This window comes from Enterococcus sp. DJ147D b, from assembly GCF_058216655.1.
Map to the genome: position 1 here is coordinate 95873 of NZ_JBZADF010000002.1, position 22762 is coordinate 118634.

Sequence of the window (22762 nt, forward strand, 5' to 3'; positions counted from 1 at the left end):
ACTCAAAATTTTTCCCCAGAGATAGGAAGCGCTGCTAATCGACTTTCATTTATTAGTAATTATTTCAGTTCTGATTATGATGTCACGGTCTTAACTACAGAACCTCAGTATCCAAATTCCGAATTGTATAGAAATAAAAAAGATTGGCAGAGTAAAGTAAATGAGAATATTAAAGTAATACGTGTTCGTACAAAAAAAAAATCCTATAAACATTTTTTAATGTTGAGATTATTTCTATATTTAGAAGTATTTATTAAATTATTTAGAGGTATTCATAACGATTTGAGTAAAGAAAAGTATGATTTTATTTTTGTAAGCAGCCCTCCCTTATCTATTCCGCTATTAGGAATTTATGCAAAGCATAAATTTAAAGCTAAATTAATTTTAGATGTTAGAGATTTATGGCCGGAAACATTAAAGGCCATAAAAAGTATTTCATCTTTGATACTTCAGTATATTTCTTATCCGCTTGAAAAAAAAATTTATCAATCTTCTAATAGTATTATTGTAAATAGCGAAGCTTTTATTCCATATATACGAGAAATTATTGGTCCAGATAAAGAAATTGTATTTATACCAAACTCTTTAACCACTAAAGAATTTAACTATGATAAAAAATATGAAAATAAAGAAACCATTCAAATTATTTATGCAGGTAATTTAGGGATTGCTCAAGATCTAAGTGTTTTTTTAGAACTAGCTAACGCATTTAAAAATAATAATATAGTTAAATTTGTCTTAATGGGTTATGGCATTTATAGCCAAGATATTATTGATACTGTAGAAAAAAGAAACTTAACAAATATAGAAATCTTACAACCAGAACCCAGAGCAAAGGTACTAGAAAGAATGAAAGAATCGGATATTGCATATATAGGGTTAGAAAATCAGTCAGCTTTTCATACAGTTATACCCGGAAAGCTTATTGACTATATGGGAGCGGGATTACCTATAATTGCTTTGACATATGGATATTCAAGAAAAATAATTGAAGAAGCAGATGCGGGCATTGTTTTGAATTTAGATGATGGAATTGATGACTGGGTAAAATCAATAGAAGGATTGATTTATCATTCAGATGTTAGAAGATATTATGGAGAAAACTCTAGGATATACGCTCAGAAACATTTTGATTGGGATAGTAATCAAAATTTATTAGGAAAGGTATTGAAAAATCTCGATGACTAAAAAAGTGACAATGTTCGTATGGAATGATTTTTATAATGATTCTCGTGTATTGAGAGAGTGTACAGCATTAGAACAAGCTGGCTATCAAGTTAATTTAATTGCATTAGGAAAAACTGATAGTATAGAAGAGCGTAAGGAAATGTTTAAAATATATAGAGTATCTTATCGTAACTTTGAAACCAGTTTTATGTTCAAATGTCTATTTATTTGTGCATCTATATATTTGTTAATGTGGAATTATAGAATAGCTATTTTATTTCTCGTAGTATGCGCCCTACTTAAAATTTCAAAAATAAATATAATAACACGAAGAATAATCTTATTATCAAAAATGCTATTTTGGGGTTTGAAATTAAAAACAGATATCTATCATGCAAATGATTTAAATACTTTAATTCAAGCAACTATCTGTGCAAAACTCAAAGGGAAGAAACTTATTTTTGATTCACATGAAGTTAATACTAGTCGTTCAGGGTATGACTCATGGATATACGCGTTTCTGGAAAAATCTTTAATCCATATTCCGAATTGTGTTATTCATGAAAATCATACTCGTGCGGAATACATAGAAAATTTGTATGGTTTCCGACCCCAAGTACTTTATAATTATCCGTATTTAAGACAAGATGAAAAGAAAATAAATATGCACAAACTATTAGATTTACCTGAAAGTGAATTACTCTTGATCTATCAAGGGGGATTGCAACAAGGTCGTGGGTTGGAACAATTAATACAGGCTGTCCCTTTTATTAACAAGGGTACGGTTGTTTTCATAGGTGATGGAAAACTTAAAGAGTACTTAATACAAGAGACACATAAAAATAAATTAGAGAATAGAATCAAATTTATTGATAAAGTACCAATGGAATTATTACATCTGTATACCAGAAATGCATATATAGGTTTTCAGTTATTGAATAATACTTGCTACAATCATTTTTCAGCTGCTTCTAATAAGCTGTTTGAATACATGATGGCTGGAGTTCCAGTTGTTGGTTGTGATTTTCCAGAGATAAAAAAAATTATTGATGGTGAAGGTACGGGAATAGTTGTGGATTCATCAGATTATACTTCTATCGCTAATGGAGTAAATCTTTTAGTAGAGGATACGCAATTATGGGCACAGTTAAAAGAAAATTCTCTTAAAGCTAGAATGAAATACAATTGGGAATTAGAAAAAGTAAATTTATTAAAAATTTATGAAGCATTATATAAGGAGGAGATGTAGATGGAAGACCAAGAAGATATTCAACAATATATTGATAGAGAGATATCTTTGCGATCAGAAAATAAGGAATTAAAAAAAGAGCTTTCTTATTTGAAAGAACAAGTAAAAATACTAAACAATGACAAAAATAATTTGCTGTTGGAAATAGAAACAAAATATGAAAATAAGGAATTAACTATTCAACTCAATGAAAAAGTTAAACAATTACAATCAGAATTAATTGATTATAAACAGCGTTCTTATGGACTGATTGAGAATCAGAAGACTTGGCTTAAGTCATTTTATAATGATGTTGACACTATCGAACGTGAAAATGACAAACTAACCAAACAGTTATTGGATAGAGAAACAGAGCTGGAATTTATTACGGAAAGATATACGAAAATGATGAATACAAAAACAATGAAATGGACTGGAAAGTATTGGAATCTATTAAAGAAAATACATTAAAAAAACAAATCGATTTTTTCTATAAGTCTCTGCATACATTTCAAAAGGAAATAATTGCAGATATTTACCCGCAAATAATTACGCAAAAAGAATTCTGTAAAGCCGAAAATTGGTGGTATGTAAAAAATGAGGGCTTGCATGCATATATTTTAGAAGATGAACTTTGCTTTGCGAATGCATATAATAGATCAAATTATGCTTCTTTTCTAGAAGGTAATGTTGCATTTAATCGTCTTCCAGATCATAAAATTGAAGTTTTACCCGATGAAAATTTGAGTGTTAAGATCCAAGCGGAATTTTCAGAAGGTTTAAAAGCCAAAATAGCTATTATTGAATATAGTGTAACTGAAAAAATAAAAACAACACTTATAGATTTGAATCAAAAGGAACAGATTTTATTGAATAAAGATACTAAATATTTACGATTAGCTATGAAAATTAGTGGTAAGGGTATTTTGAGAATAAAAGAAGTAACGCTAGATAGAATGTTTAATAGAAAAAAAGAAATTAAAAATGCAAATAAACATCCAAATCAAATAACAAAATTTCAAGAGTTAAAAATTGCGTGTATTTTTGATCCATTTACAATGGCTAATTATAGAAATGAAGTGGAACTAATAACATTTACCCCAGAAAATTGGGAAACTGTTTTAACAAATAATATGCCACACCTTTTATTTGTTGAATCTGCATGGCATGGAAACGATGGAACATGGCAATATCAAATAGGAGAATATTCTAATGTAAGTCGGGAAAATCTATTTCAGTTATTGAAGTGGTGTAATCAAAATGGTATCCCCACTATTTTTTGGAATAAGGAAGACCCTATTCATTTTAACAAATTTATCGACACTGCTAAACATTTTGATTATATATACACCACTGATAGAAATATGGTGAGCGAGTATAAAAAGCATGTTAATCATAATAATGTCTTTGCATTGCCATTTGCTGCTAATCCTAAGTTACACAATCCAATCCAGCTGGAGGAACCACGAAAAGATTTAATTTGTTTTGCAGGTTCATATTATGCGAATCGTCATGAAGAACGACGGAAAATTATGGATGAAATGTTAGATATCTGTCAAGAATATGGATTAGTTATTTACGATCGTAATTTTGACCGTCCTGAAGAGGAATTCAGATTTCCAAAAAGATTCTCAGAAGACATTATTGGGAGTTTATCATATAAAGACATTAACAAAGCATATAAGGGATATCGTTTTATGTTAAATGTCAATAGTGTTATACAGTCGCCAACTATGTTTTCAAGAAGAGTTTTTGAGGGCTTAGCATCGGGCACCCCTATTTTGAGTAGTTATTCTGAGGGAATTTTGAAGACATTTAATAATATTGTAATGATCTCTGAAGACGCAGATGGACTAAGAAAACAACTAAAATTTATTTCTGAAAATGATAGAGCATATCATAGAAAATCATTACTAGGTATTAGAGAGGTATACGAAAAGCATACCTATAAACATAGATTATCGTATATCTTAAAAAATATGGATATAGATGTGGCTGTTACTCCAGAGTCTGTTACAGTAATGGTCGTTGTAAATTCAGAAGAGGACGTAAACGAAGCTATAGCTTTGTTTAAATCTCAAAGTTATAGTAATAAAAAATTAGTCTTGATAATTAACGAAGAAAACAAAATTAAAGATATAAATCATATCTTTAATGTATATCAAGAAGAAGATATAAGCGTTTATTTACTTTCATATATGGACAATTATGATGAAATTAGTTCTGCATTTACCACAGATTGGTTAGCGTTTATTAATTTAGATAATTATTATGGATATAATTATCTAAAGGATTTAATGTTAGCAAGTATTTATACAGAAGCTGACTTTATTGGAAAAAACACCTATTATTGTATGGATGAAAATGAAGATTTAGTTAAAGTCAATGACGGACAAGAATATATCTATGTGGATGAGTTACGTCCAGAGAGTTCAATAGTTAAAAGCAGATATGCTTTCAGTAAGGATGCTAAGCAATTGCTTTCAAGTTTTTTAGATAACGAAAGTTTAAGTGAATATAAACGTTATGGTGGCATTATGTTTAGTTCCGATTGTTATAACTTTATAAAAGATTGTAATAATGTTACAGCAACCAGTAGAAAGCAAGTGGAAATATAGAGGTGAAACATGAGAAATTTGAACATTTTGTTATATGGTGATATTGATCTAAATTTTATGGATGGTTCAGCAGTATGGCTAATTTCGATGGCACAAATGCTAGCACTAAATCCTAATGTAAATATTGATTTAGTGTTAAAAGCTAAAGAAAAAAATAAACACTTAGTACAATCAGTAAAAAATATCCCTAATATTCATTGCATCCCAGCATCAGAGGCAATGAATAGTGATAGTTCAGAACGACTAACTGTAATTGAAGCAGTTAGTTTCATGCGAAAGTTAGAGAGACAAAAAAGTTATGATCTTGTTATTATAAGAGGATTTGAATTAGTCTCAGAAGTTATGAAATACAAAGAATTCAAAGAAATTACAGTTCCTTATTTAACTGATTTTAAGCATGATGAACGCTCCACAAAGCAAGAACGAGAAAAATTAAAAAAAGTGTATGATCACTTTAATTTTATGTTTTTACAGACCAAAGAAACTAAAAGTGCATTTCAAAAGTTAATCAATGTCGGAGGAGAAAAAATTCGCATTTTAACCCCAATGATTCCGGATCCAGTAGGACAACCAGACTTTAGAAATAAGCATTATCGTTTAGTATATAGTGGTAAATTTCATGAAGATTGGTATACGGAGGAAATTATAAAAGTAACAAAAAAGTTGTCATTATTAGACGATAGAATTAAGACAACAATTGTTGGTGATAAATTCCAAGATGCGTTGAGAGAAAAAGAAAATCAACTACGAATAAAGAAAGCATTACAGGAAACCGAATCAATTGATTGGGTAGGGGCTGTTTCTAGGGAAAAATGCCAAGAAATAATAGAAAATTCTGATATAGGAATTAGTTGGCGTAGTGCGTTTTTAGACAATGACAATAGTGTTGAACTATCTAGTAAATTACTAGAATACGGACGCTTAGGGAAGCCGGCTTTAGTTAGAAGAACTAAAATGCACGAAGATTTACTTGGAAAAGATTATCCATTATTTGTAGATTCAGAGGAAGACGTAATTGCCAAAGTAACAAATATTTTTCAAAATGAAGATTTATATTTCGAATCAGCACGAAAAATGTATAATGCTAGTCTTCAATATACATTTCAGGCAGCACATAACCGATTAAGTAAATTTATTTGGTCATTTAAAAAAGAGCCTATAAAGATTGTTTTTGCAGGACATGATTTAAAATTTGCTAACATGATTATTAAACACTTTGAAAACAATGCAGGTTTTGAAGTAAAAATTGATCAATTTAGTTCACATGAAAAACATGATGTAAATCACAGTAAAGCATGTGTAGAATGGGCAGATGTTATTTTTTGTGAGTGGGGATTAGGCAATTTAGTTTGGTATTCAAACCATAAAAAAGATAATCAGTCATTAATAGCACGGCTTCATTTTCAAGAAAAAGATTTAAAATTTTTGAGAATGGTAGACTTTAAAAAAGTAGATAAGTTTATAGCAATCACTCCCTATATGTTAGAAGAGTTTCATCGTATTTTTGAAATTCCAAAATATAAATTAAACTATGTGGATAATTTGATTGACGCTAATCAACTAAATTTACCAAAGAACAAAGATAGTAAATTCAATCTAGGAATATGTGGGATTTTACCAGCACGTAAACGATTGGATATAGCTATAGATTTATTTGAGGCGCTTTGGGAAACCGACAATCGTTATAAACTGTTTATTAAGGGGAAAAGACCAGAAGAGGTTGCTTGGTTAATGGCTAGAAAAAGTGAACGTAGTTATTATGAATCAGTGATGAATAGAATAGAAACAGCACCGTGGAAGGAAAATGTTCAATTTGATGGGCATGGTAGCGATATACCAGAATGGTTGCAAAAAATTGGTTTTCTCCTTTCTCCTAGTGACTATGAAGGGTCACATGTTTCTGTCTCAGAAGCAATAGCCAGTGGCTCCATTCCTATTATTCGAAATTGGGCCGGAGCAAATACAATCTATTTTGAGAAATATATTGTAAGTTCTTTAGGTTCGGCAATTGAAAAAGTTAAACATGCTGATTGGTCAGAAGAAGCTATGGAGTCTCGTAAGAAAGAAGCTTTTGATAAGTTTGATAAGAAAAAAATTTCAAGGCAGATAGAAAATATGGTGAGATCTAGTATTACCCAAAGAAGAAAATAAAAGGGATTGATTTCTATTTTGAGTAAAAAGAAAGAAACGAAAGAAGATTTAATTAAAAGTGTTGATGTATTTTTAGTTAAACAGTATCTACAAACAAAATGTCAGCTAACAACATCAAAAAAAGGGTATTCTTTTGCTTTTTATGTATATCAGCAAGATAGAGCAGATGCTATATATCGTTCAGATTACAGCTCGTTTGATACTAATCAAATTAAGTTAGTGGATAATGGTGAATATAGAGTAAAGGTTTTTGTTAAAAATAATACCACAAACGAAATTAAAACTATGATGAGCTCACCTATACAAAAAACGACTGTCATTGATTTTTAAAGGAGAAGAAGCAAATGTTACACGGAAAACATTTTCAAAATGGAAGAAAGACACTGGTTATTGTTTTCCAAAATGCTGCGAAACCATTAAATGAAGCGATACCCAATATTTATTTGAACAAAATAAGTCAAGCTGAAGTTAGTGAAATGCATGAACAATATACTTGGATTAAGTTTGCGAAAACATGTAGTAAAGTTGATTATTTATTTGTAAAGGATCATTTTTCTAGTGTTTATGGCTGGTATATCATGGATGAAGGAAAATTTATTTATGAAGAATTTAATAAACAACTGACAATGTTTATTAAAAAAAATAAATATAAAAGAGTGATTAGTTTTGGTTCTAGTAAAGGGGGGACAGGAGCCTTACTATACGGCTTAATCAATCCGTTTATTACGGATGTCTTCTCCTTAGTTCCACAAATTAATGTCGCTACTTTTATTAACAAACTCTGTCCAAATGAAAAAAGTCTTTTTTTTCATAATAGTTTAGAGTTTGAACAAAAAGTAAATAATCTATTTTATTCTTCTGATTTATATAATGATTACTCTCAAACCAACATTAATTTTTACACAGGTTCCCAAGATATTCAATTCAATAACTTACTTGAATATAGAAAATTTTTAAAAGATAAAAATATTGTCAGTAAGCTTTATTTAAACCGCAGTGATGAAAAGCATACTCGATTAGTAAATCAGTATACTAATTTTATTTATAGTTTTTTAGAGGACTTAATTGAGGAGGAGGATAGACGTACTAATCGGTTAACGTATCAAATAAGTGAAGAGTGTTTTATTTTGAAGTAGCCCAAAATTAGTACTAGTAATTATGAAAATAATGTTAGATGAGCTGGTTTTTACAGAAGAAAAGTTAAAACTGGCTTTTGAAGTAGATACATTACAACCATCAGAATATGAATATGCATACTACTTGTATCAAGACGGAAAGGTTATAAAACGGATATGGTATCAAACATCATCTTCGAGGTATCAAGAGATTGTAGAAGTTCCATTATTTAGTGGTTCCTATCAGATTCGACTATTTGTTAAATATAAAGAAAAGATCATATTAAATCAACAATCGAATCTTCTGTGGATCAGTGTAGAAGAAAAAAAAACAATTCCTTCTAATTTTAACTCAGAAAGAGTCTATTTTAATGATCACCCTGTTAAATTTGTTTTACAAGAATCCAAAAATAATTCTCCTTATTTAGTAATTTCTTTTTCAGGATTATATTCGACAGAATTTCAAGGTGGACCGCCAGTATATAATCATATTCGAACTTTGGAAACAATAGATACAAACAAATTATTTATCTTGGATTCTTTTGAAGAACAATTTTGTTATTATGTAGGTTTTGGAGGATCGAAGGAATTTGAACGTAGCGTGTTTGCTTTAATAATGAGTGTTGCAAATAGATTGAAAATACCTGTAGATAATATAATTGCTACGGGTTCAAGTAAAGGTGGCTCAGCTGCACTTTATTTTAGTATAAAATATTATTTTGGCCATGCCATTATTGGGGCTCCACAGATTTATATTTCCAAATATTTGCAACAACGTGCTAACTCTAAATCTATGCGTAAAAGATATTATAAATTATTGGGAAAAGATAGAAAATTTGGGCAAGCTTTTTGGAACAATTTGATCTTAAATCAAGTGATTATGACAGATCAATTTCCAAACCTGCATTTTCATGTTGGTGAAGGGGACTTTCATTATGAGCAACACCTCAAACCATTGTTAAATTTATTTGAAAAGAAGGAAGTTGACTACAGTTTGGACTTGAAACTTTATGATGATCATAGTCAAACAGGACTTTATTTTACTCCTTTTTTACAAAACAAAATTCATGAAATTATTCAGGATAAGGAGAATAATAAATGAAACTTTTGTTTTCATGGTTGAAATTGCAAATTCTCAACATACCTCGCATTTTGAGAATAACTCATTTTGACAAAAAATCAATTAATAAAAGTTATTCATTCGGATTTTTTTGGGAATTTCTAAGTCCTACAATTCAAATTTTGATTTATTATTTTGTCTTTGGCGTTCGACTAAAAGGGCAAACGATGATTAATTCTCAAATACCATATATTGATTGGATGCTGATAGGCATGATACCTTGGTTTTACATCAGTTCTAGTATTGTTGTAGGGTCAGGGTCTATATATCAAAACTTAAATTTAATTTCAAAAACAAAATTTCCAGTAGAAATCCTTCCTACAATTTCTATTCTTAAAGGATTAAATAGTTTTTTTACCATGATGGGATTATTTCTTTTCTATTTCATAATCCAGGGATTTTATCCAACTTTAGAATGGATACAGTTAATTTATTATTTTTTCTGCATGATAATTTCGTTACTTGCAATTTCTGTAGTTACTTCTGCAATAACCGTTATGTTTAGAGATTTACAACCTTTGATTAGTTCAAGTATGAGATTATTATTTTTTATTTCTGGCACAGTTATCAATGTGAGTAGTAATACTGATTCTAGGCTAGCTAAATTATTACTTTTGAATCCTTTTGTTTATATTATAGAAGGATTTAGAGATGCGCTTCTTTCAAGAGGATGGTTTTTTCATAATATTCCCAAAATGGCTTATTTCTTTTCTAGCGTCGCTTTAATTTTGCTTGTAGGAATATATATTACTGAAAAGTATAAGAATGATTTTGTAGAATACATGTAGCAAGAAAGTAGGAGAAATTATTGGCTAAAGAAAAAACTTTCCTATCAGATTCTAATGAAAAGATTAACGTACGTAATATTACTAAATTATATTATGTAAAGAAAGATAGTAAGAAGGATAATAAAAAAAATAGAAAAAGATATCAATATTTTGAAGCTTTGGATGAAATCACATTCACATTTAAGCCCGGTCAATGTGTTGGGTTAGTTGGATTAAATGGTTCAGGAAAGACAACTTTGGCGAATATTTTGGCTAAGCACTTAAAACCGACATACGGAGAATTTAATTTTAAAGGGACTACTTCTTTATTGGCGATCAGTTCAGGTCTTAAACCAAATTTAACGGGCCGTGAAAATATTAGACTGAAAATGTTATTGATGGGGTTCAGTAATAAAGAGATCAACCGTAGAATCAATAAAATCATAGAATTTACAGAACTATATGATTTTATTGATAAACCTTTAAAGCATTATTCAAGTGGGATGAGAGCAAAATTAGGTTTTGGCATTGCTGTACAAACAGATCCAGATATTTTAATTATTGATGAGGCGCTATCTGTTGGCGATCAAACCTTTTATAGAAAATGCTTAGACGAAATTGAAAAATTTAAAAATCAGAAAAAAACTATTATTTTTGTCAGTCATGCGACTAGTCAAATGAGAGATATTGCTGATGTTGTTGCCTGGATTCACTATGGCAAGTTACGACAATTTGGAGAATGTGAGACCGTTTGTTTAGAATATAGTAAGTTTATCCATCACTTTAATAAACTGAGTCGGTCTGAAAAAAAAATATATCAAAAAAAAATGATGGCAGGGCAAGAAAGAAAGTTAAGAACAAAAATTAAACATGACTCTTTTAAGTTTCCAATTATATCAGTAACAATTTTATTTTTTATTGTAATTATTACTGGATTTAAGTTAATTGGTATTCTTTAATCTGAGAAGGGATGTTAGAATTTGGAAGTTATGATAGAGGGAAAACACATAAAGAATAATTCAGATACATTAGTTATTGTATTACAAGGAGTTTTCTCTAAAACAAATGAAATGTACGCGAAAAGCATTGTTAATGGACAGATAGATGAAGAATCTGTCAAAAATCTTCATAATTATTATCATTTTATGAAATTATCACAAAGGAATGATAAAAGAGATTATTTGTATTTAAAAGATTATTACTCAAAGCTCTATGGTTGGTATATTTTTGATCATGGTAAATTTATTTATGAAGAATTAAGTCAAAAAATAGAACAACTTATAATGGAAAATAATTATCAAAAAGTTTATTTGGTGGGTAGCTCTAAAGGCGGTGCTGGATCTATTCTAATGGCTTTACATAATAAGTTTATTGATAAAGTATTTGCAATGGTACCAGATTTAAGAATATCTACTGATGGCTTTGGTGATAGCGGTAAAGATCTTTTTTTCAACAATGATAAATTATTTGAAGAAAAAGTAAAAAATATTTTTAACAATGACATTATATTTAAAGATATGAAGTATGCTACTAAAAAAACAAGTTTTTACTTTTTTACAGGGGTTCGTGACTATGGTTTTAAAGAACTCGTTAATTTCCATCGAAAACTTAACGAAGTATTAGACATAAATAGTCAATTATTAATAATGCCTACACCTGAGCCACACAATCCGTTGATTAAAAATCACACAAAGTTAGTTACTTCACTAATTCAAAGATTAGATCAAGATATTCTTTGGAACGAAGATGAGTTTACTTCTGTATCAGATAATGTCCATATTGCGACTTATAAAGCTATAGGTATGCAGTAAACTTAGTTGTAATACTTTACAGCAATAATAGACTTTCCCATTAAACTAATTTTAAAATTAGGTGGATTAATTGCTAGCTGTAAGAAGACCCCCAAAAAAATTATGATGTGCACCACCGGAAGGTTAGCTCCTGTATTACTAATCAACAACAATAAATTCTATAGCTTTTCATATTTTATCAAAATAACGAACATTTAAAATAATAGTGTGCCATGATAAACTTATCTAGACAAATTCATCATGGCACACTATTATTTTAAATCTTTTGGAGGTTGAGATGGATATAAATTGTTTTATCGATAATGATGTAAAAAAAAAATAGAAATACTTGATTATTTAAGAAATATCGAGGGGTATAAAAATGGTATTGAAATAGCTCATGAACTATCGATTGATCGGAAAACAAGTTACAAATATTAAACTTAAATGAATCAGTTCAAAACCTTGTTGAAAAGGATTTGAGCTGATTTTTTTATTTCACAATTCTTTTTTTATCCAAAAATGATAAATTGAAATGAAATGACTTTATCTCTAGGAACTAAGCGTCTCCCAGTAACAGTAAAGATTCAAAGCAAAGACAACTGGAACTGAAAAGGTTAAATAGGAAATATAATAAGAATGAATCGAAGCTTTTTTGTATAGCATTAGATTTGTTGATTATGGATTTTCTGTGATTCCAGATATTAGCGATGGTGTAAATGATGTTTATTGGTAAGCCGTGACTTCACCAGAACTATTCCCCGATTGCTGCATATGTCCATGGGTGTGAGGAAAATATCTTAAAATATGTTCTTTATGAAAAAATAAAAAATTGGTAATTTTTTTAACTATTTGACATGATGCTGTACTTTATATTCAAGTGGGTAAAAATAGGTATTATAAATAACTAAATATGACACTTAAATACTTTAATTTAATGTATATTGGAGAAAACTAGTATTAAGAAGGATGAAAAATGAAAAGAAAAGTGCTCGTTATGTTACTTTTGAACTGCACCGTTGTATTATTTGTTGGATGTTCTTCAAGTAATACTACAATTAATTCGTCAAAAAAAGAATGGGCAACCACAGAGGCATCAAAACATGCAGAAAAATCAGGCCATGTTGACTATGATGATCAAGCAGATTGGGAATTTACTTCTGGAAAAATGCAATCTCCAATTGACATTCTAGGGGATAAGACTGAAAAAATGACGCCAGATAATGGAACAATTACATTAGATTATAGTAAGGATATCACGAGTGTTGAAAATAATGGCCACAGTATCCAGGTTACTGGAGGAGGACAAGCTATCATTAACGGAAGAAATTTTGAATTAAGTCAATTCCATTTTCATGCGGAAAGTGAGCATACTGTTGATGGTGAACATTATCCCATCGAAGCTCATTTTGTTAATATGTCTCAAGATGGACGAATCGCAGTAATAGGCGTCTTTTTTACAGAAGGAACAGAAAACAAAGGATTTCAAGAAGTGTTGGATGATGTGAACAAGGAGAAACCAGAACCTATTAAGAATTTAAATGATATGATTCCTACTAATAAAAGTTACTATCATTATTTAGGTTCTTTAACAACACCCCCATTAACTGAAAATGTTGAATGGTATGTTATGAAAAACAACATTGAAGTATCACCAGAGCAAATTGAATCTTTTAAAAAACTATACTCTCATAATAATAGGGATATTCAACCGTTGAATGGTAGAGCAATAATTGAGCATAACGAATAAATAAATTAGTGATAAAAACTTCTTTCAATCTGATTCTATAAGTGGTAGCCCCTTAATTAGTATCAATAATTTTGATGAAAATTGAACGATGAAGATAGGAGTTGTTAAGAACTGAAATTATGAACATTATATTTTATCTAATAAAAAAATAGATATTGGCAATACACCCATCTACTATTATGCAGGCAATTTTGACAAGATGCCTGCTAAAATACCAATGAGTTATAGTCCAATAGGAAATATCCTACTGGACTATAAAATTAAATATTTATGTTTTAATTAACTAATCAATTTTTTGTGTCTTTAAATAAACGATCAAGTAAGCGGTTTAGTTCGTTCCATTCGGAAAAAAGAAAGGGTTGAACGGTCTAATAAAATATTCGGAAGATCATATGCTTCTTCTCGAGTCGTTTTTCCTAGTTTGGTAATAGTGATCAGCAAGACACGCTCATCTTCTTTACTGCGAATTCGTTTTACTAATCCGTGTTGGTCCATTCGCTTTAATAGAGGTGTCAGAGTATTGCTTGATAAATCTAACTTCTCACCAATCATTTTTACTGAAAGGGTGTTTTCATCGTGAAGGATGACTAAGATCAACTATTGAGGATAGGTCAGTCCATGTTTCTCTAGCATTGGACGATAAAGTCTCTGAATGGTACGAGAAGTGGTATAAAGCGAAAAACAAAGATGATCATCCAAAGGAACTAAGTTTTTATCTGCTTTCATAAGTACACTCCAATCTAGTGGTGAAAATAATAAATCAGGTTTATATGTTCTATGGATTGCTTGAGAGTAGTTTCCTGAACCTATTTTATGATTCTCAATCATTGACCCTGCCTCCCATAAAAGAACCTTATTAACATATTGCTAAAGAGGCACCTCCACCGTGGGAATAGCTATCACACCAACTTGCAGGAAGATTATTGTTTTGAAGTTCTCTGTAGTAATTATAGAATCAGTATCTTCAAAAGTTATAAGATACTGATTCTTTCTGATTTTTACAGAATTTTCTTTGTCTGATTAGCCACAGAATAAAGTTGATTATTATGCTTGATGTTTATCCCTTTGATGTCGTTTATGTGACTCATGTGAATGAATATAATACTTTACTAGTGATGAAATAAAAATACTCATCACGCCCATTCCAAAAGTTCCGTAGATAATCAAAAATGTTTTACCTAAGATAGTTACTGGATGTATATCTCCAAAGCCTATTGTCGTTAAGGTAATAAAACTTAAATAAAAGGAATTAAATATACTAAGATCCTCTATTAAGAAAAACCCCATAGTCCCCACAAATAATGTAATTACCATTAAAAACAAGATACTGCGCATATCTTCATTTTTTAAGATTAAAACGAATTTCCTTAATAGCATATTTATTGATTTATACATATTCATGATAATTAGCTCCATTTCTTAGCAGTCTGTCATAAGAAACGTATTTCTACTCCTTGAACCTGCTTTATATTTAATATAGTTATTAAAATATAATATACCAGATAAACAAGTCATAGTTATCTATACAAAAGGACTTGTACAATACAATCACATAGTCACATAAATAATTCTTCTGTTTTTTTATTAATACTGATTAAATTTTTAAACCTTACTTGCGCATCAATTAATAATATTTTTTTACTAAAAGTTTTCATCGATCTGTAATTTGTGTAGATAAACAAATCCAATTCCTAATTTCTCAGCTGTCTTCTACTTATCAGAAATCTTTAAATATGTAAGAATCTCCAACTTTTTTGTAGCGTTATTTTATTGCACATAATTAGTCCGTTTTTTTATTTGTAAGCTTTTTGTTTATTTATATAATTATTTTTGAAAGAAGGTTATATTATGGTAAACATTCAAAAAAAAGAAAGCAAAGTATTATCAAAAATCAATGATAGTATTACTAATATTGATACTGACATGGATATTATCAATACAAGTGATGATATTGATTTAATTTACTCAGAACAACAAGCTGCATTAGCAAACATTTCTTATATTTTAGAAAATGAAGCTAAGCTTGGTAACCTAGAGGATAAAGAGGAAGTTCATGAAGAAAAAGCTATTGATGACTGGGCTTCAAGTGAAGTAAAGACCTTAAAAAAAATCAATAAAAAATTAAAGGATCTTGAAAAACAGCTTTATACATTAACTGGTAATGCCAACAAAGCTAAACGGTTCATCGCTCAAAAACAAGCTATTCGTGATATAAAAAATATTTTACACGATGCAAGTCGATTTTTTGACTTATAAAAAAGTTTGATTGAGGCTGTAAATAATTTTATGTAAGTTCTTCTTAGTAAAATGTGGTCAGTGACCCTATCTTCAAAAAATTGGCGAATTGTGACAGAGTCTTCCCCTAACTTTTGGACTTTCGTGGTTCACTTTGTTATACCCATTGTCACAAGACAAAGAACATTTGGCAACAATTCATCTATCTACTAATTTAAACCCATCAGTTGGTTTGAAGAATATCCAGTCAGAGGATGTCTGACAATATTAATATTGAGGAGGAAAACAGTATGAGATCAAAAAGAATAATCGGAATGTGTTTTGCAGCAATCACATTGGTAACACTAGGTGCGTGTTCAAAAACTGAAGAATCAGGAAAAATCGTGGATGAGTCTGGAAAAGAAACAGTTGTGAGTAGTTCATCCACAAAAGTTGTGGTAGACGAAGTAACATTGAAAGATGATGGGTATTTCAAGGATATCGTAACGAATGGAATTGATCCTAAGATAAAGAGTGAAGTTTCTTATCAAACAGATTATGAAAATTCTGATTGGGATGATACAAAATTTGTGATTGATCACATTAAAATTGTTGATGTCGATAAATACAAAGATAAAAATGATGATAAGTTCAGTACATTGCTCTCTATAAAATATAAAATGTATAATGAAGACTCAAAGGACAAACACATCAAACCTGATAAAGCTTATTTGATTTTAAATGATGGAGAAAAAGTTGAAGCGCTTGTATTTGAGGATGATTGGGATGACGAAGTTTTGACCCATGACAAACATAAAGATGGGTATCTACATTTCAAAATTAAAGAAGAACAAAAATTGGAAGAAATAAAGTCTTTAGAAATCGGCTTTAAAGCAGATGATGATGAAACCCACACATTCGACGTGGATCTTCCACTAGAACCATAGGAATAATCTTTTAGGCATTTACTATCTAATAATCAATTCATTAGATAGTAAATGCCTTTTTTAGTTGAGGAGGAACTTCTATGAAATGGTACGTTAAACTAGCCCTTGCTTGTGTTTTCATTCTTGGCTTAGCGGGTTGTTCAAATCGAGAAGCTGATAACGGAAAAAACCAAACGAATGTGAAGCCCACGCTTTATTCTTTAGATGAACAAAAGAAGGAATTAGAGAAGATGCCCGTGTTTTACGATTTATCTTTTTCTAATGATAAACAAGATAGCGGTACATACGTTATCCCTGGTCTCTTAAAAACAGAAACTTTAAAAGCGAATCGAACAGGAAAACAAGAAATTAGTGACGAGATGGATCCGCAAGGGATAACAGTTGCAGAAGACTATGTGCTAATTAGCGCTTATAGTCACAAAAAGGATTACAATTCAGTGATCTATGTTTTAGATAATAAGACACATGCGTATATAAAGACCGTGGTCTTGGATGGTAATCCACATGTGGGAGGTATTATCTATGATCCGGTCAATCAAAATATTTGGATTTGTAATGATAAAAGGAATACTTCCACAGCAAGGATTTCATCCATTTCTTTATCCGATTTAAAAAAATATCGATTCAGTGAGAACTATGAGCCTATTGAATACAACCAGACAATTGATTTGACTGACTTAAATAAAGCATCTTTTATTGGCTATAAGAATCATGCTCTTTATATAGGTGACTTTTCTGATAAGAGACATGGAAAAATGAATAGATATACTTTGAATGAACAGGGAACGGTCAAGCAAACATCTGATAGAAAAATCGTAATTGAGGATAAACCAGATCAGACGTATAACATTAATAAAGAAATTCAAGGAGTCACATTCTATGAGAACTATATTTTATTTTCTCAGTCCTATGGATCAGAGAAATCGAAAATATTGATTTATAATGATGAAAAGAATTCACTCTCTTTGGAAGAAGATTTAGTTAAGGAGATTGAGGCACCACCTTATTTAGAGCAGATTTATTCTAAAGAAAATAGTTTATATGCTATTTTCGAGTCAGGTACCAAGCGTTTTAGAAAAAACAACAAAATAATTAAAGTGGACAGAGTACTACAACTAGATGAACAAAAGGTATTAAATTAGTAAGGGACGCTGGTGAATCGTAGCTCCTTTAAAAGAGTGTGTTACAAAAGAAACTCTTAAGATAGTTCTCGTTGTATTCGATAAACAGTTTGACGAGTTATCAGAAACCCATCGCAAGCTATTCAATCAGTTATTCATTCGGTACGAATATAAGGAAAGTCCGTTCTATTTGTATGCGACTTCAGAGTCACTTCAGACCAATATAAACATGTTGATTGATAGTGAAGTGGGGCAGTTATTCGATACAAAACATTGTGAACTGGAACTGGATTTCAAAGAAATTTATCGTCAGAATCAGTTAGTTTACTTATCATTGAACGGGTTAATCTATGAAGAATTCATCAAATAATTGGCACATTTTATCATTGGAGACTTGAAACATTTAACAGCAGAAATCTATAAAGGAGCCGAAAAAAAGAAGGAGATTCTCACACTATTTGATGAACCAGCCAGCTATCTGGACGAGTCCTTTATAGCGATTGCAAACAAGGCACGTGGGGCAGGCGTTCACGCTATCTTCAGTCCACAAACTATGACAGACATTGCCAAAATAGATGAATCACTCATGAAACAGCTCGTCGGAAACGTCAACACATATATGTTCGAACAGGTAAATGAGAAGGACGAAGCGAGTTATTGGGCGGAAATTTTCGGTACTTATCGTGACTTAGAACTCACTGAAATGATTGAACAAGCGGATGGTTTTAACAACTTGAACAGGACTTCGTGGTCAGGTGAACGTGGAACAAAACGCATGGTCGACAAGTTCAATATCCACCCGAACGACTTAAAAAGTTTACGAACAGGTGAGTTTTACTTCTATCGAAAAGGACAAAATAGTCATGAACCGATACGTAAAGTATACGTTAGGAACCCAGTGTGAAATAGCTGAAGGAACATAGAAGCACTCAAAAATAAACACTTTATTTTGGCAATGAGTCTTCTATGACCCTTCATTGAATCTTCAATGAGTCTTCCATGATCTAGACAATGACAAAAAAAACTAACAAAAAGTCCAGTGCCCATCGACTAAGTCCGCCTAAGATAATGACTAAAGAAGTGAGAGAAAAATAAAAAAGATAAAAATAATAAAAGAAAAAGTAAGTAAAAGAATAAGGTCAAAAGAAAAAGCAACAACCCTACCGTCAACGTCCCACCAAAACTTGGACTGCCGAAATCACTTGGTATCTTTAAAAAAGATGAATTGATTGATTATTTTCTTTCTGACAACGATAAAAAACGAAGGTGTACTATTTGGAACGAATTAGCTATCAATCAATTCAAGGATACTATCCCTTAGTAAAAGTTCCAAAATACAACTGGTACCATTGCTTGATGATTAATGAGGCTTTGCTTGAAACTTTAAAAGTTGTTGGAGCTCAAAAACATTTGCGTTACATTCAAAGTGAGCGTCGACAAGTTTACGAAGTAAAGGACATGCAGCCAAGTAAAAATAAGCGTGTATTTTTTGTTTCTGATTTTCTCTTACGTTTTGAATCACAGACAGGAAAAAGTATTAACTGGTATTTTGAAATTGAGTTGACGATTAAAACGAAACGTCGATACAAGGAAGGTGTGTTTGTAAAATACATTAATCATTTGAACAAACATAAAGATGCCCATTTAATTTACGTCTCGCCTTCAACTATTATTTTAGAAGAACTGGAAAGATACAAAAAAGAAATTGAGGATCGAGCAGTCAATGCAGAAGATGTTTTTTCTCGTTTTCATATTTTCTCACAAAATGAATTTCGAGAACGATTGGAGGAATTGATTTTGGATGATTCACATATCAATTGGTAACTTAAAACATGAATCTCGTTTTCTTTTATAAAGCGTGCTATAATAAAAACGAAAAGAGGAGTTGCGCTAACAACCCCTCTTAGACAGCACCGTTAAAGACGGTGATAGAGTTTATATTACATGAAAGTAATCGTCGCTCCGGCTAAAGTTTGACGATTACTTTTTTTTGCTTCAGTCAATGCTTGAATGAGTTTTACTATTGCGGTTAAAAACTCAAAAAGAGCTTTACCACAAGTAGCAATTACTACAATCAAAGCAGTGATTTCTGCAAGATGCAAAAGGCGTCTCCTTTCATAAGATTTCGGAAGTACGATCATACGCACCACCTCACTTTCGATTGGATAGCCACCGTCATTAAACTTTACTGTCGGCCACATTATAACATATAAATAAACGAGATCCATTTTTCCATTAGAGGCTAAAACATGAATCTAGTTTTCTTTTATAAAGCGTGCTATAATAAAAATGAAAAGAGGAGTTGCGCTAACAACTCCTCTTAGACAGCACCGTTAAAGACGGTGACGATTTAATCTAAATATTTCAAGAAGAAATAGCTAGTCTGCTCGCTAAAGTGACGGCTATTTCTTTTTGTCGTGTTTAAGCATGGATACAACCAAACCAATCAAAGCAATGGTAAACATACCAAAGCCAAGAATAGTTTGAATTGTCTCATATGCGGACAAAAGGCGTCTCCTTTCATAAGATTTCGGAAGTACGATCATACGCACCACCTCACTTTCGATTGGATAGCCACCGTCATTAAACTTTACTGTCGGTCACATTATAACATATAAATAAACGAGATCCATTTTTCCATTAGAGGCTAAAACATGAATCTAGTTTTCTTTTATAAAGCGTGCTATAATAAAAATGAAAAGAGGAGTTGCGCTAACAACTCCCCTTAGACAGCACCGTTAAAGACGGTGACAGAATTTTAATTATCTAAAAGAGATAACCGGCTCCTGCTAAAGTGACGGTTATTTCTTTTTGCTTTTTTTCGCTTCAGTCAATGCTTGAATGAGTTTTACTATTGCGGTTAAAAACTCAAAAAGAGCTTTACCACAAGTAGCAATTACTACAATCAAAGCAGTGATTTCTGCAAGATGCAAAAGGCGTCTCCTTTCATAAGATTTCGGAAGTACGATCATACGCACCACCTCACTTTCGATTGGATAGCCACCGTCATTAAACTTTACTGTCGGTCATATTATAGCATATAAATAAACGTGAATGAATCAGTTCAAAACCTTGTTGAAAAGGAATTGAACTGATTTTTTTGTTGTCTATTTTTCAAAGTAGTTACTCCTTTTGATTGTTTGGGTCAAACGAGCGGAGAACGCTGCTATCGAATTGGCGAGAGTGCTTATACACCTTCCACATTCATAAAAAAAGGGAGTGCCTGCTTCAGGTGAAAATCATAAGCACGCCAAATCGCTATCAGCTCAGCTCGAAATGATCCAAGTTCAAACAATAAAAAGGAGAAATCTAAACAATAAACCAGTAACATTTTTTAAAATCAAATTTTTTCGCCACCCACAAATCGCTTGCTGAAATGAACTTGGCAAAATCAAAAACAAGGAGAGAGATTGAAAATGAAAACAACCGCAAATACAGTCAAAAAATATTTAAAAGAAAATGGTTATGAAACGAAAAATATACGTGTTCGAGTAGAATACGTCGGATATGGAAGCACGTCAATTTTTTCTCTAATCTCCGCCTTCTTTTTTTAGCGGCATCAATTTTATAGATTCTCATTATTATCTCCCACCTTTATTGTTTAGTTTGATGTTTTTTTGAAGCGTCGTTCATGTATTAAATAGGAAAGTAAAATTAAGAATTGGCCAAAAATTAAGAAGCCGATTAATACGTAAACATTTTCTGCTAAATTAATGCTTTCCAAACTGATAATACTTCTCAATCCTCTTATTGTATAGGTCATTGGAATACAAGCATTAATTTTTTCAAATAGACTATTGGTTAAGAGAATAGGATAAACGCCAGCTGCAGCTGACGTTTGGAACATAGTTAAAATTAAAACAATTAAAGATCCAATTCCTGGAATCAATTTATTAAATCCTACAATTATACTCAAGAATGTTGCAGAAGTTAAAAATAAGAAAGCTATTAATTGATAGAGTGAGTTAACTGGAATATGGATAAATAAGAAATTCCCACTTAGTAATAAAAGTACTTGAACTAAGCCAATTATCACAGGAAAAACATATTGTTTTGTCCAGTACGTTGTAAATTTTTCTCCTTTTTTCTTAAAATTACGCATTGTAAATTGGTTGACAAATATCCCAGCAACAAAAAGTGTTAACGAAAATAGATATGGAGCCATTACTTCACCATTATTTTTTACTGGATGAATATTTTTGACCTGTAATTTAACGATAGAACCAGTTGAATCTGGAATATTCATGCCTTGCATTTTGTCAATAATTTTAGAAGATAGTTCTGCATTAACATGTTGTACAAATTGGTTCATTGTACTAGTGATGACTTTTGAAGAAAAGGAATTAAGTCCTTCAGAAGTTATCAATTGTATTTCAGCGTTTTCTTTTAGCTTTGGAAAAGTTGTAATTTTACCTTGAAAATCTTCACCAAAACTTATAATGGCATATACTTTTCCATCTCTTAACTTCTCCATCGCGCTATCCATACTTGCTTCTTCTTTTAAATCAAATAATTTTTCTTCAAATAATTTTTCTTGAATTATATTTTTTTCGGAATTGACTATAGCTACTGGTAACTGATCCATATTACCATATGGATCTAATGATGCACCTAAAAACAATCCAGAATAAATCATTGGAATAAGGGATAAGAATATTAATACGAATCCTAAAACAATTTTCTTTTTTATAATAAACACCTCTTTATTTTTATAACCCACACAAACCGCAGATGTCTTTTGACTACGGATATAATAAATCTATAGATTTTATTT

Annotated in this window: 25 protein-coding genes; 18 read left to right on the forward strand and 7 right to left on the reverse strand. The window is 30.9% G+C overall.

Features of this window, described 5'->3' with window-relative positions; translation table 11 throughout:
- Window positions 1-51: 51 nt before the first annotated feature.
- The 12 genes from AC4BD1_RS12675 to AC4BD1_RS12730 all read left to right on the forward strand — a co-directional run bounded on the left by AC4BD1_RS12675 (window position 52) and on the right by AC4BD1_RS12730 (window position 13706).
- Window positions 52-1188, forward strand: a complete 1137-nt coding sequence (locus tag AC4BD1_RS12675; RefSeq protein WP_490486140.1) for a glycosyltransferase family 4 protein — start codon at window positions 52-54, stop codon at window positions 1186-1188.
- Window positions 1181-2416 carry a glycosyltransferase gene (locus AC4BD1_RS12680; protein ID WP_490486106.1) on the forward strand — a complete coding sequence of 412 codons (1236 nt, stop codon included), beginning with the start codon at window positions 1181-1183 and terminating at the stop codon, window positions 2414-2416. The genes AC4BD1_RS12675 and AC4BD1_RS12680 overlap by 8 nt, the downstream gene beginning before the upstream one ends.
- The gene (locus AC4BD1_RS12685) at window positions 2417-2866 is read left to right on the forward strand and encodes a hypothetical protein (RefSeq protein ID WP_490486107.1); all 450 of its coding nucleotides are present in this window, start codon (window positions 2417-2419) and stop codon (window positions 2864-2866) included. It begins immediately after the preceding gene.
- A complete protein-coding gene (locus tag AC4BD1_RS12690; protein WP_490486108.1) occupies window positions 2839-5013 on the forward strand; it encodes a CgeB family protein in 2175 nt (724 codons plus the stop codon). Before AC4BD1_RS12685 ends, AC4BD1_RS12690 begins: the two co-directional genes overlap by 28 nt.
- A gap of 9 nt (window positions 5014-5022) precedes the next feature.
- The gene (locus AC4BD1_RS12695) at window positions 5023-7164 is read left to right on the forward strand and encodes a glycosyltransferase (protein ID WP_206910176.1); all 2142 of its coding nucleotides are present in this window, start codon (window positions 5023-5025) and stop codon (window positions 7162-7164) included.
- Between the two features lie 18 nt (window positions 7165-7182).
- Window positions 7183-7494 carry a hypothetical protein gene (locus tag AC4BD1_RS12700; RefSeq protein ID WP_206910177.1) on the forward strand — a complete coding sequence of 104 codons (312 nt, stop codon included), beginning with the start codon at window positions 7183-7185 and terminating at the stop codon, window positions 7492-7494.
- A gap of 14 nt (window positions 7495-7508) precedes the next feature.
- Window positions 7509-8300 carry a serpin family protein gene (locus AC4BD1_RS12705; protein ID WP_490467346.1) on the forward strand — a complete coding sequence of 264 codons (792 nt, stop codon included), beginning with the start codon at window positions 7509-7511 and terminating at the stop codon, window positions 8298-8300.
- 22 nt (window positions 8301-8322) lie between these two features.
- Window positions 8323-9381: a hypothetical protein gene (locus AC4BD1_RS12710; RefSeq protein ID WP_490486109.1), complete on the forward strand. Its 1059-nt coding sequence runs from the start codon at window positions 8323-8325 to the stop codon at window positions 9379-9381.
- A complete protein-coding gene (locus tag AC4BD1_RS12715) occupies window positions 9378-10187 on the forward strand; it encodes an ABC transporter permease (RefSeq protein ID WP_098040922.1) in 810 nt (269 codons plus the stop codon). The genes AC4BD1_RS12710 and AC4BD1_RS12715 overlap by 4 nt, the downstream gene beginning before the upstream one ends.
- Before the next feature lie 20 nt (window positions 10188-10207).
- A complete protein-coding gene (locus tag AC4BD1_RS12720; protein WP_490486110.1) occupies window positions 10208-11125 on the forward strand; it encodes an ABC transporter ATP-binding protein in 918 nt (305 codons plus the stop codon).
- Window positions 11126-11146: 21 nt separating this feature from the next.
- Window positions 11147-11977 carry a hypothetical protein gene (locus AC4BD1_RS12725; RefSeq protein ID WP_490486111.1) on the forward strand — a complete coding sequence of 277 codons (831 nt, stop codon included), beginning with the start codon at window positions 11147-11149 and terminating at the stop codon, window positions 11975-11977.
- Window positions 11978-12932: 955 nt separating this feature from the next.
- Complete coding sequence (locus tag AC4BD1_RS12730) at window positions 12933-13706, forward strand: carbonic anhydrase (protein ID WP_490486112.1); 774 nt, start codon at window positions 12933-12935, stop codon at window positions 13704-13706.
- Window positions 13707-14021: 315 nt separating this feature from the next.
- Here AC4BD1_RS12730 and AC4BD1_RS12735 read toward each other — a convergent pair whose 3' ends face one another.
- From AC4BD1_RS12735 to AC4BD1_RS12745, 3 genes are all read right to left on the reverse strand, one after another.
- Entirely contained in the window at window positions 14022-14258 is a 237-nt protein-coding gene (locus AC4BD1_RS12735) for a transcriptional regulator, SarA/Rot family (protein WP_242589999.1), read from the reverse strand.
- 45 nt (window positions 14259-14303) lie between these two features.
- Window positions 14304-14534 carry a hypothetical protein gene (locus tag AC4BD1_RS12740; protein WP_490486113.1) on the reverse strand — a complete coding sequence of 77 codons (231 nt, stop codon included), beginning with the start codon at window positions 14532-14534 and terminating at the stop codon, window positions 14304-14306.
- 216 nt (window positions 14535-14750) lie between these two features.
- The gene (locus AC4BD1_RS12745; RefSeq protein WP_490486114.1) at window positions 14751-15107 is read right to left on the reverse strand and encodes a potassium channel family protein; all 357 of its coding nucleotides are present in this window, start codon (window positions 15105-15107) and stop codon (window positions 14751-14753) included.
- Between the two features lie 447 nt (window positions 15108-15554).
- Between AC4BD1_RS12745 and AC4BD1_RS12750 the strand changes: the two genes are divergently transcribed.
- The 5 genes from AC4BD1_RS12750 to AC4BD1_RS12770 all read left to right on the forward strand — a co-directional run bounded on the left by AC4BD1_RS12750 (window position 15555) and on the right by AC4BD1_RS12770 (window position 19812).
- On the forward strand, window positions 15555-15962 hold the full coding sequence (locus AC4BD1_RS12750) for a hypothetical protein (protein WP_206910785.1): 408 nt from the start codon (window positions 15555-15557) through the stop codon (window positions 15960-15962).
- A gap of 269 nt (window positions 15963-16231) precedes the next feature.
- Window positions 16232-16867 (forward strand): hypothetical protein, encoded by a 636-nt coding sequence (locus tag AC4BD1_RS12755; protein ID WP_490486115.1) that lies wholly within the window; start codon window positions 16232-16234, stop codon window positions 16865-16867.
- Window positions 16868-16947: 80 nt separating this feature from the next.
- Window positions 16948-18009, forward strand: coding sequence for a YncE family protein (locus AC4BD1_RS12760; RefSeq protein WP_490486116.1), 1062 nt, complete (start codon window positions 16948-16950; stop codon window positions 18007-18009).
- A gap of 349 nt (window positions 18010-18358) precedes the next feature.
- Window positions 18359-18892, forward strand: coding sequence for a TraM recognition domain-containing protein (locus AC4BD1_RS12765; protein WP_490486117.1), 534 nt, complete (start codon window positions 18359-18361; stop codon window positions 18890-18892).
- A gap of 371 nt (window positions 18893-19263) precedes the next feature.
- Complete coding sequence (locus AC4BD1_RS12770; RefSeq protein WP_490486118.1) at window positions 19264-19812, forward strand: ArsR family transcriptional regulator; 549 nt, start codon at window positions 19264-19266, stop codon at window positions 19810-19812.
- 116 nt (window positions 19813-19928) lie between these two features.
- Here the strand turns inward: AC4BD1_RS12770 and AC4BD1_RS12775 are convergent, their stop codons facing one another.
- The 3 genes from AC4BD1_RS12775 to AC4BD1_RS12785 form a co-directional block, all read right to left on the reverse strand.
- A complete protein-coding gene (locus AC4BD1_RS12775) occupies window positions 19929-20129 on the reverse strand; it encodes a hypothetical protein (protein ID WP_490486119.1) in 201 nt (66 codons plus the stop codon).
- 261 nt (window positions 20130-20390) lie between these two features.
- Window positions 20391-20534: a type I toxin-antitoxin system toxin PepG1 gene (gene pepG1, locus AC4BD1_RS12780; protein WP_490467363.1), complete on the reverse strand. Its 144-nt coding sequence runs from the start codon at window positions 20532-20534 to the stop codon at window positions 20391-20393.
- Between the two features lie 255 nt (window positions 20535-20789).
- Window positions 20790-20921, reverse strand: a complete 132-nt coding sequence (locus tag AC4BD1_RS12785; protein WP_277988530.1) for a hypothetical protein — start codon at window positions 20919-20921, stop codon at window positions 20790-20792.
- A 483-nt stretch (window positions 20922-21404) separates the two neighbouring features.
- Between AC4BD1_RS12785 and AC4BD1_RS12790 the strand changes: the two genes are divergently transcribed.
- The gene (locus AC4BD1_RS12790; RefSeq protein ID WP_206910774.1) at window positions 21405-21542 is read left to right on the forward strand and encodes a hypothetical protein; all 138 of its coding nucleotides are present in this window, start codon (window positions 21405-21407) and stop codon (window positions 21540-21542) included.
- Between the two features lie 47 nt (window positions 21543-21589).
- Here AC4BD1_RS12790 and AC4BD1_RS12795 read toward each other — a convergent pair whose 3' ends face one another.
- Window positions 21590-22708: a YhgE/Pip domain-containing protein gene (locus AC4BD1_RS12795; RefSeq protein ID WP_490486120.1), complete on the reverse strand. Its 1119-nt coding sequence runs from the start codon at window positions 22706-22708 to the stop codon at window positions 21590-21592.
- Window positions 22709-22762 lie beyond the last annotated feature (54 nt).

What these genes read in the sequence shown, in the direction of transcription:
- AC4BD1_RS12680 (WP_490486106.1), top strand. Translation starts at nt 1,181, where the DNA reads ATGACTAAAAAAGTGACAATGTTCGTATGGAATGATTTTTATAATGAT.
- AC4BD1_RS12755 (WP_490486115.1), top strand. Translation starts at nt 16,232, where the DNA reads ATGAGATCAAAAAGAATAATCGGAATGTGTTTTGCAGCAATCACATTG.
- AC4BD1_RS12685 (WP_490486107.1), top strand. Translation starts at nt 2,417, where the DNA reads ATGGAAGACCAAGAAGATATTCAACAATATATTGATAGAGAGATATCT.
- AC4BD1_RS12710 (WP_490486109.1), top strand. Translation starts at nt 8,323, where the DNA reads ATGAAAATAATGTTAGATGAGCTGGTTTTTACAGAAGAAAAGTTAAAA.
- AC4BD1_RS12730 (WP_490486112.1), top strand. Translation starts at nt 12,933, where the DNA reads ATGAAAAGAAAAGTGCTCGTTATGTTACTTTTGAACTGCACCGTTGTA.
- AC4BD1_RS12695 (WP_206910176.1), top strand. Translation starts at nt 5,023, where the DNA reads ATGAGAAATTTGAACATTTTGTTATATGGTGATATTGATCTAAATTTT.
- AC4BD1_RS12705 (WP_490467346.1), top strand. Translation starts at nt 7,509, where the DNA reads ATGTTACACGGAAAACATTTTCAAAATGGAAGAAAGACACTGGTTATT.
- AC4BD1_RS12750 (WP_206910785.1), top strand. Translation starts at nt 15,555, where the DNA reads ATGGTAAACATTCAAAAAAAAGAAAGCAAAGTATTATCAAAAATCAAT.
- AC4BD1_RS12740 (WP_490486113.1), bottom strand. Translation starts at nt 14,534, where the DNA reads ATGATTGAGAATCATAAAATAGGTTCAGGAAACTACTCTCAAGCAATC.
- AC4BD1_RS12715 (WP_098040922.1), top strand. Translation starts at nt 9,378, where the DNA reads ATGAAACTTTTGTTTTCATGGTTGAAATTGCAAATTCTCAACATACCT.
- AC4BD1_RS12735 (WP_242589999.1), bottom strand. Translation starts at nt 14,258, where the DNA reads ATGATTGGTGAGAAGTTAGATTTATCAAGCAATACTCTGACACCTCTA.
- AC4BD1_RS12760 (WP_490486116.1), top strand. Translation starts at nt 16,948, where the DNA reads ATGAAATGGTACGTTAAACTAGCCCTTGCTTGTGTTTTCATTCTTGGC.
- AC4BD1_RS12775 (WP_490486119.1), bottom strand. Translation starts at nt 20,129, where the DNA reads ATGATCGTACTTCCGAAATCTTATGAAAGGAGACGCCTTTTGCATCTT.
- AC4BD1_RS12790 (WP_206910774.1), top strand. Translation starts at nt 21,405, where the DNA reads ATGAAAACAACCGCAAATACAGTCAAAAAATATTTAAAAGAAAATGGT.
- AC4BD1_RS12745 (WP_490486114.1), bottom strand. Translation starts at nt 15,107, where the DNA reads ATGAATATGTATAAATCAATAAATATGCTATTAAGGAAATTCGTTTTA.
- pepG1 (WP_490467363.1), bottom strand. Translation starts at nt 20,534, where the DNA reads ATGATCGTACTTCCGAAATCTTATGAAAGGAGACGCCTTTTGTCCGCA.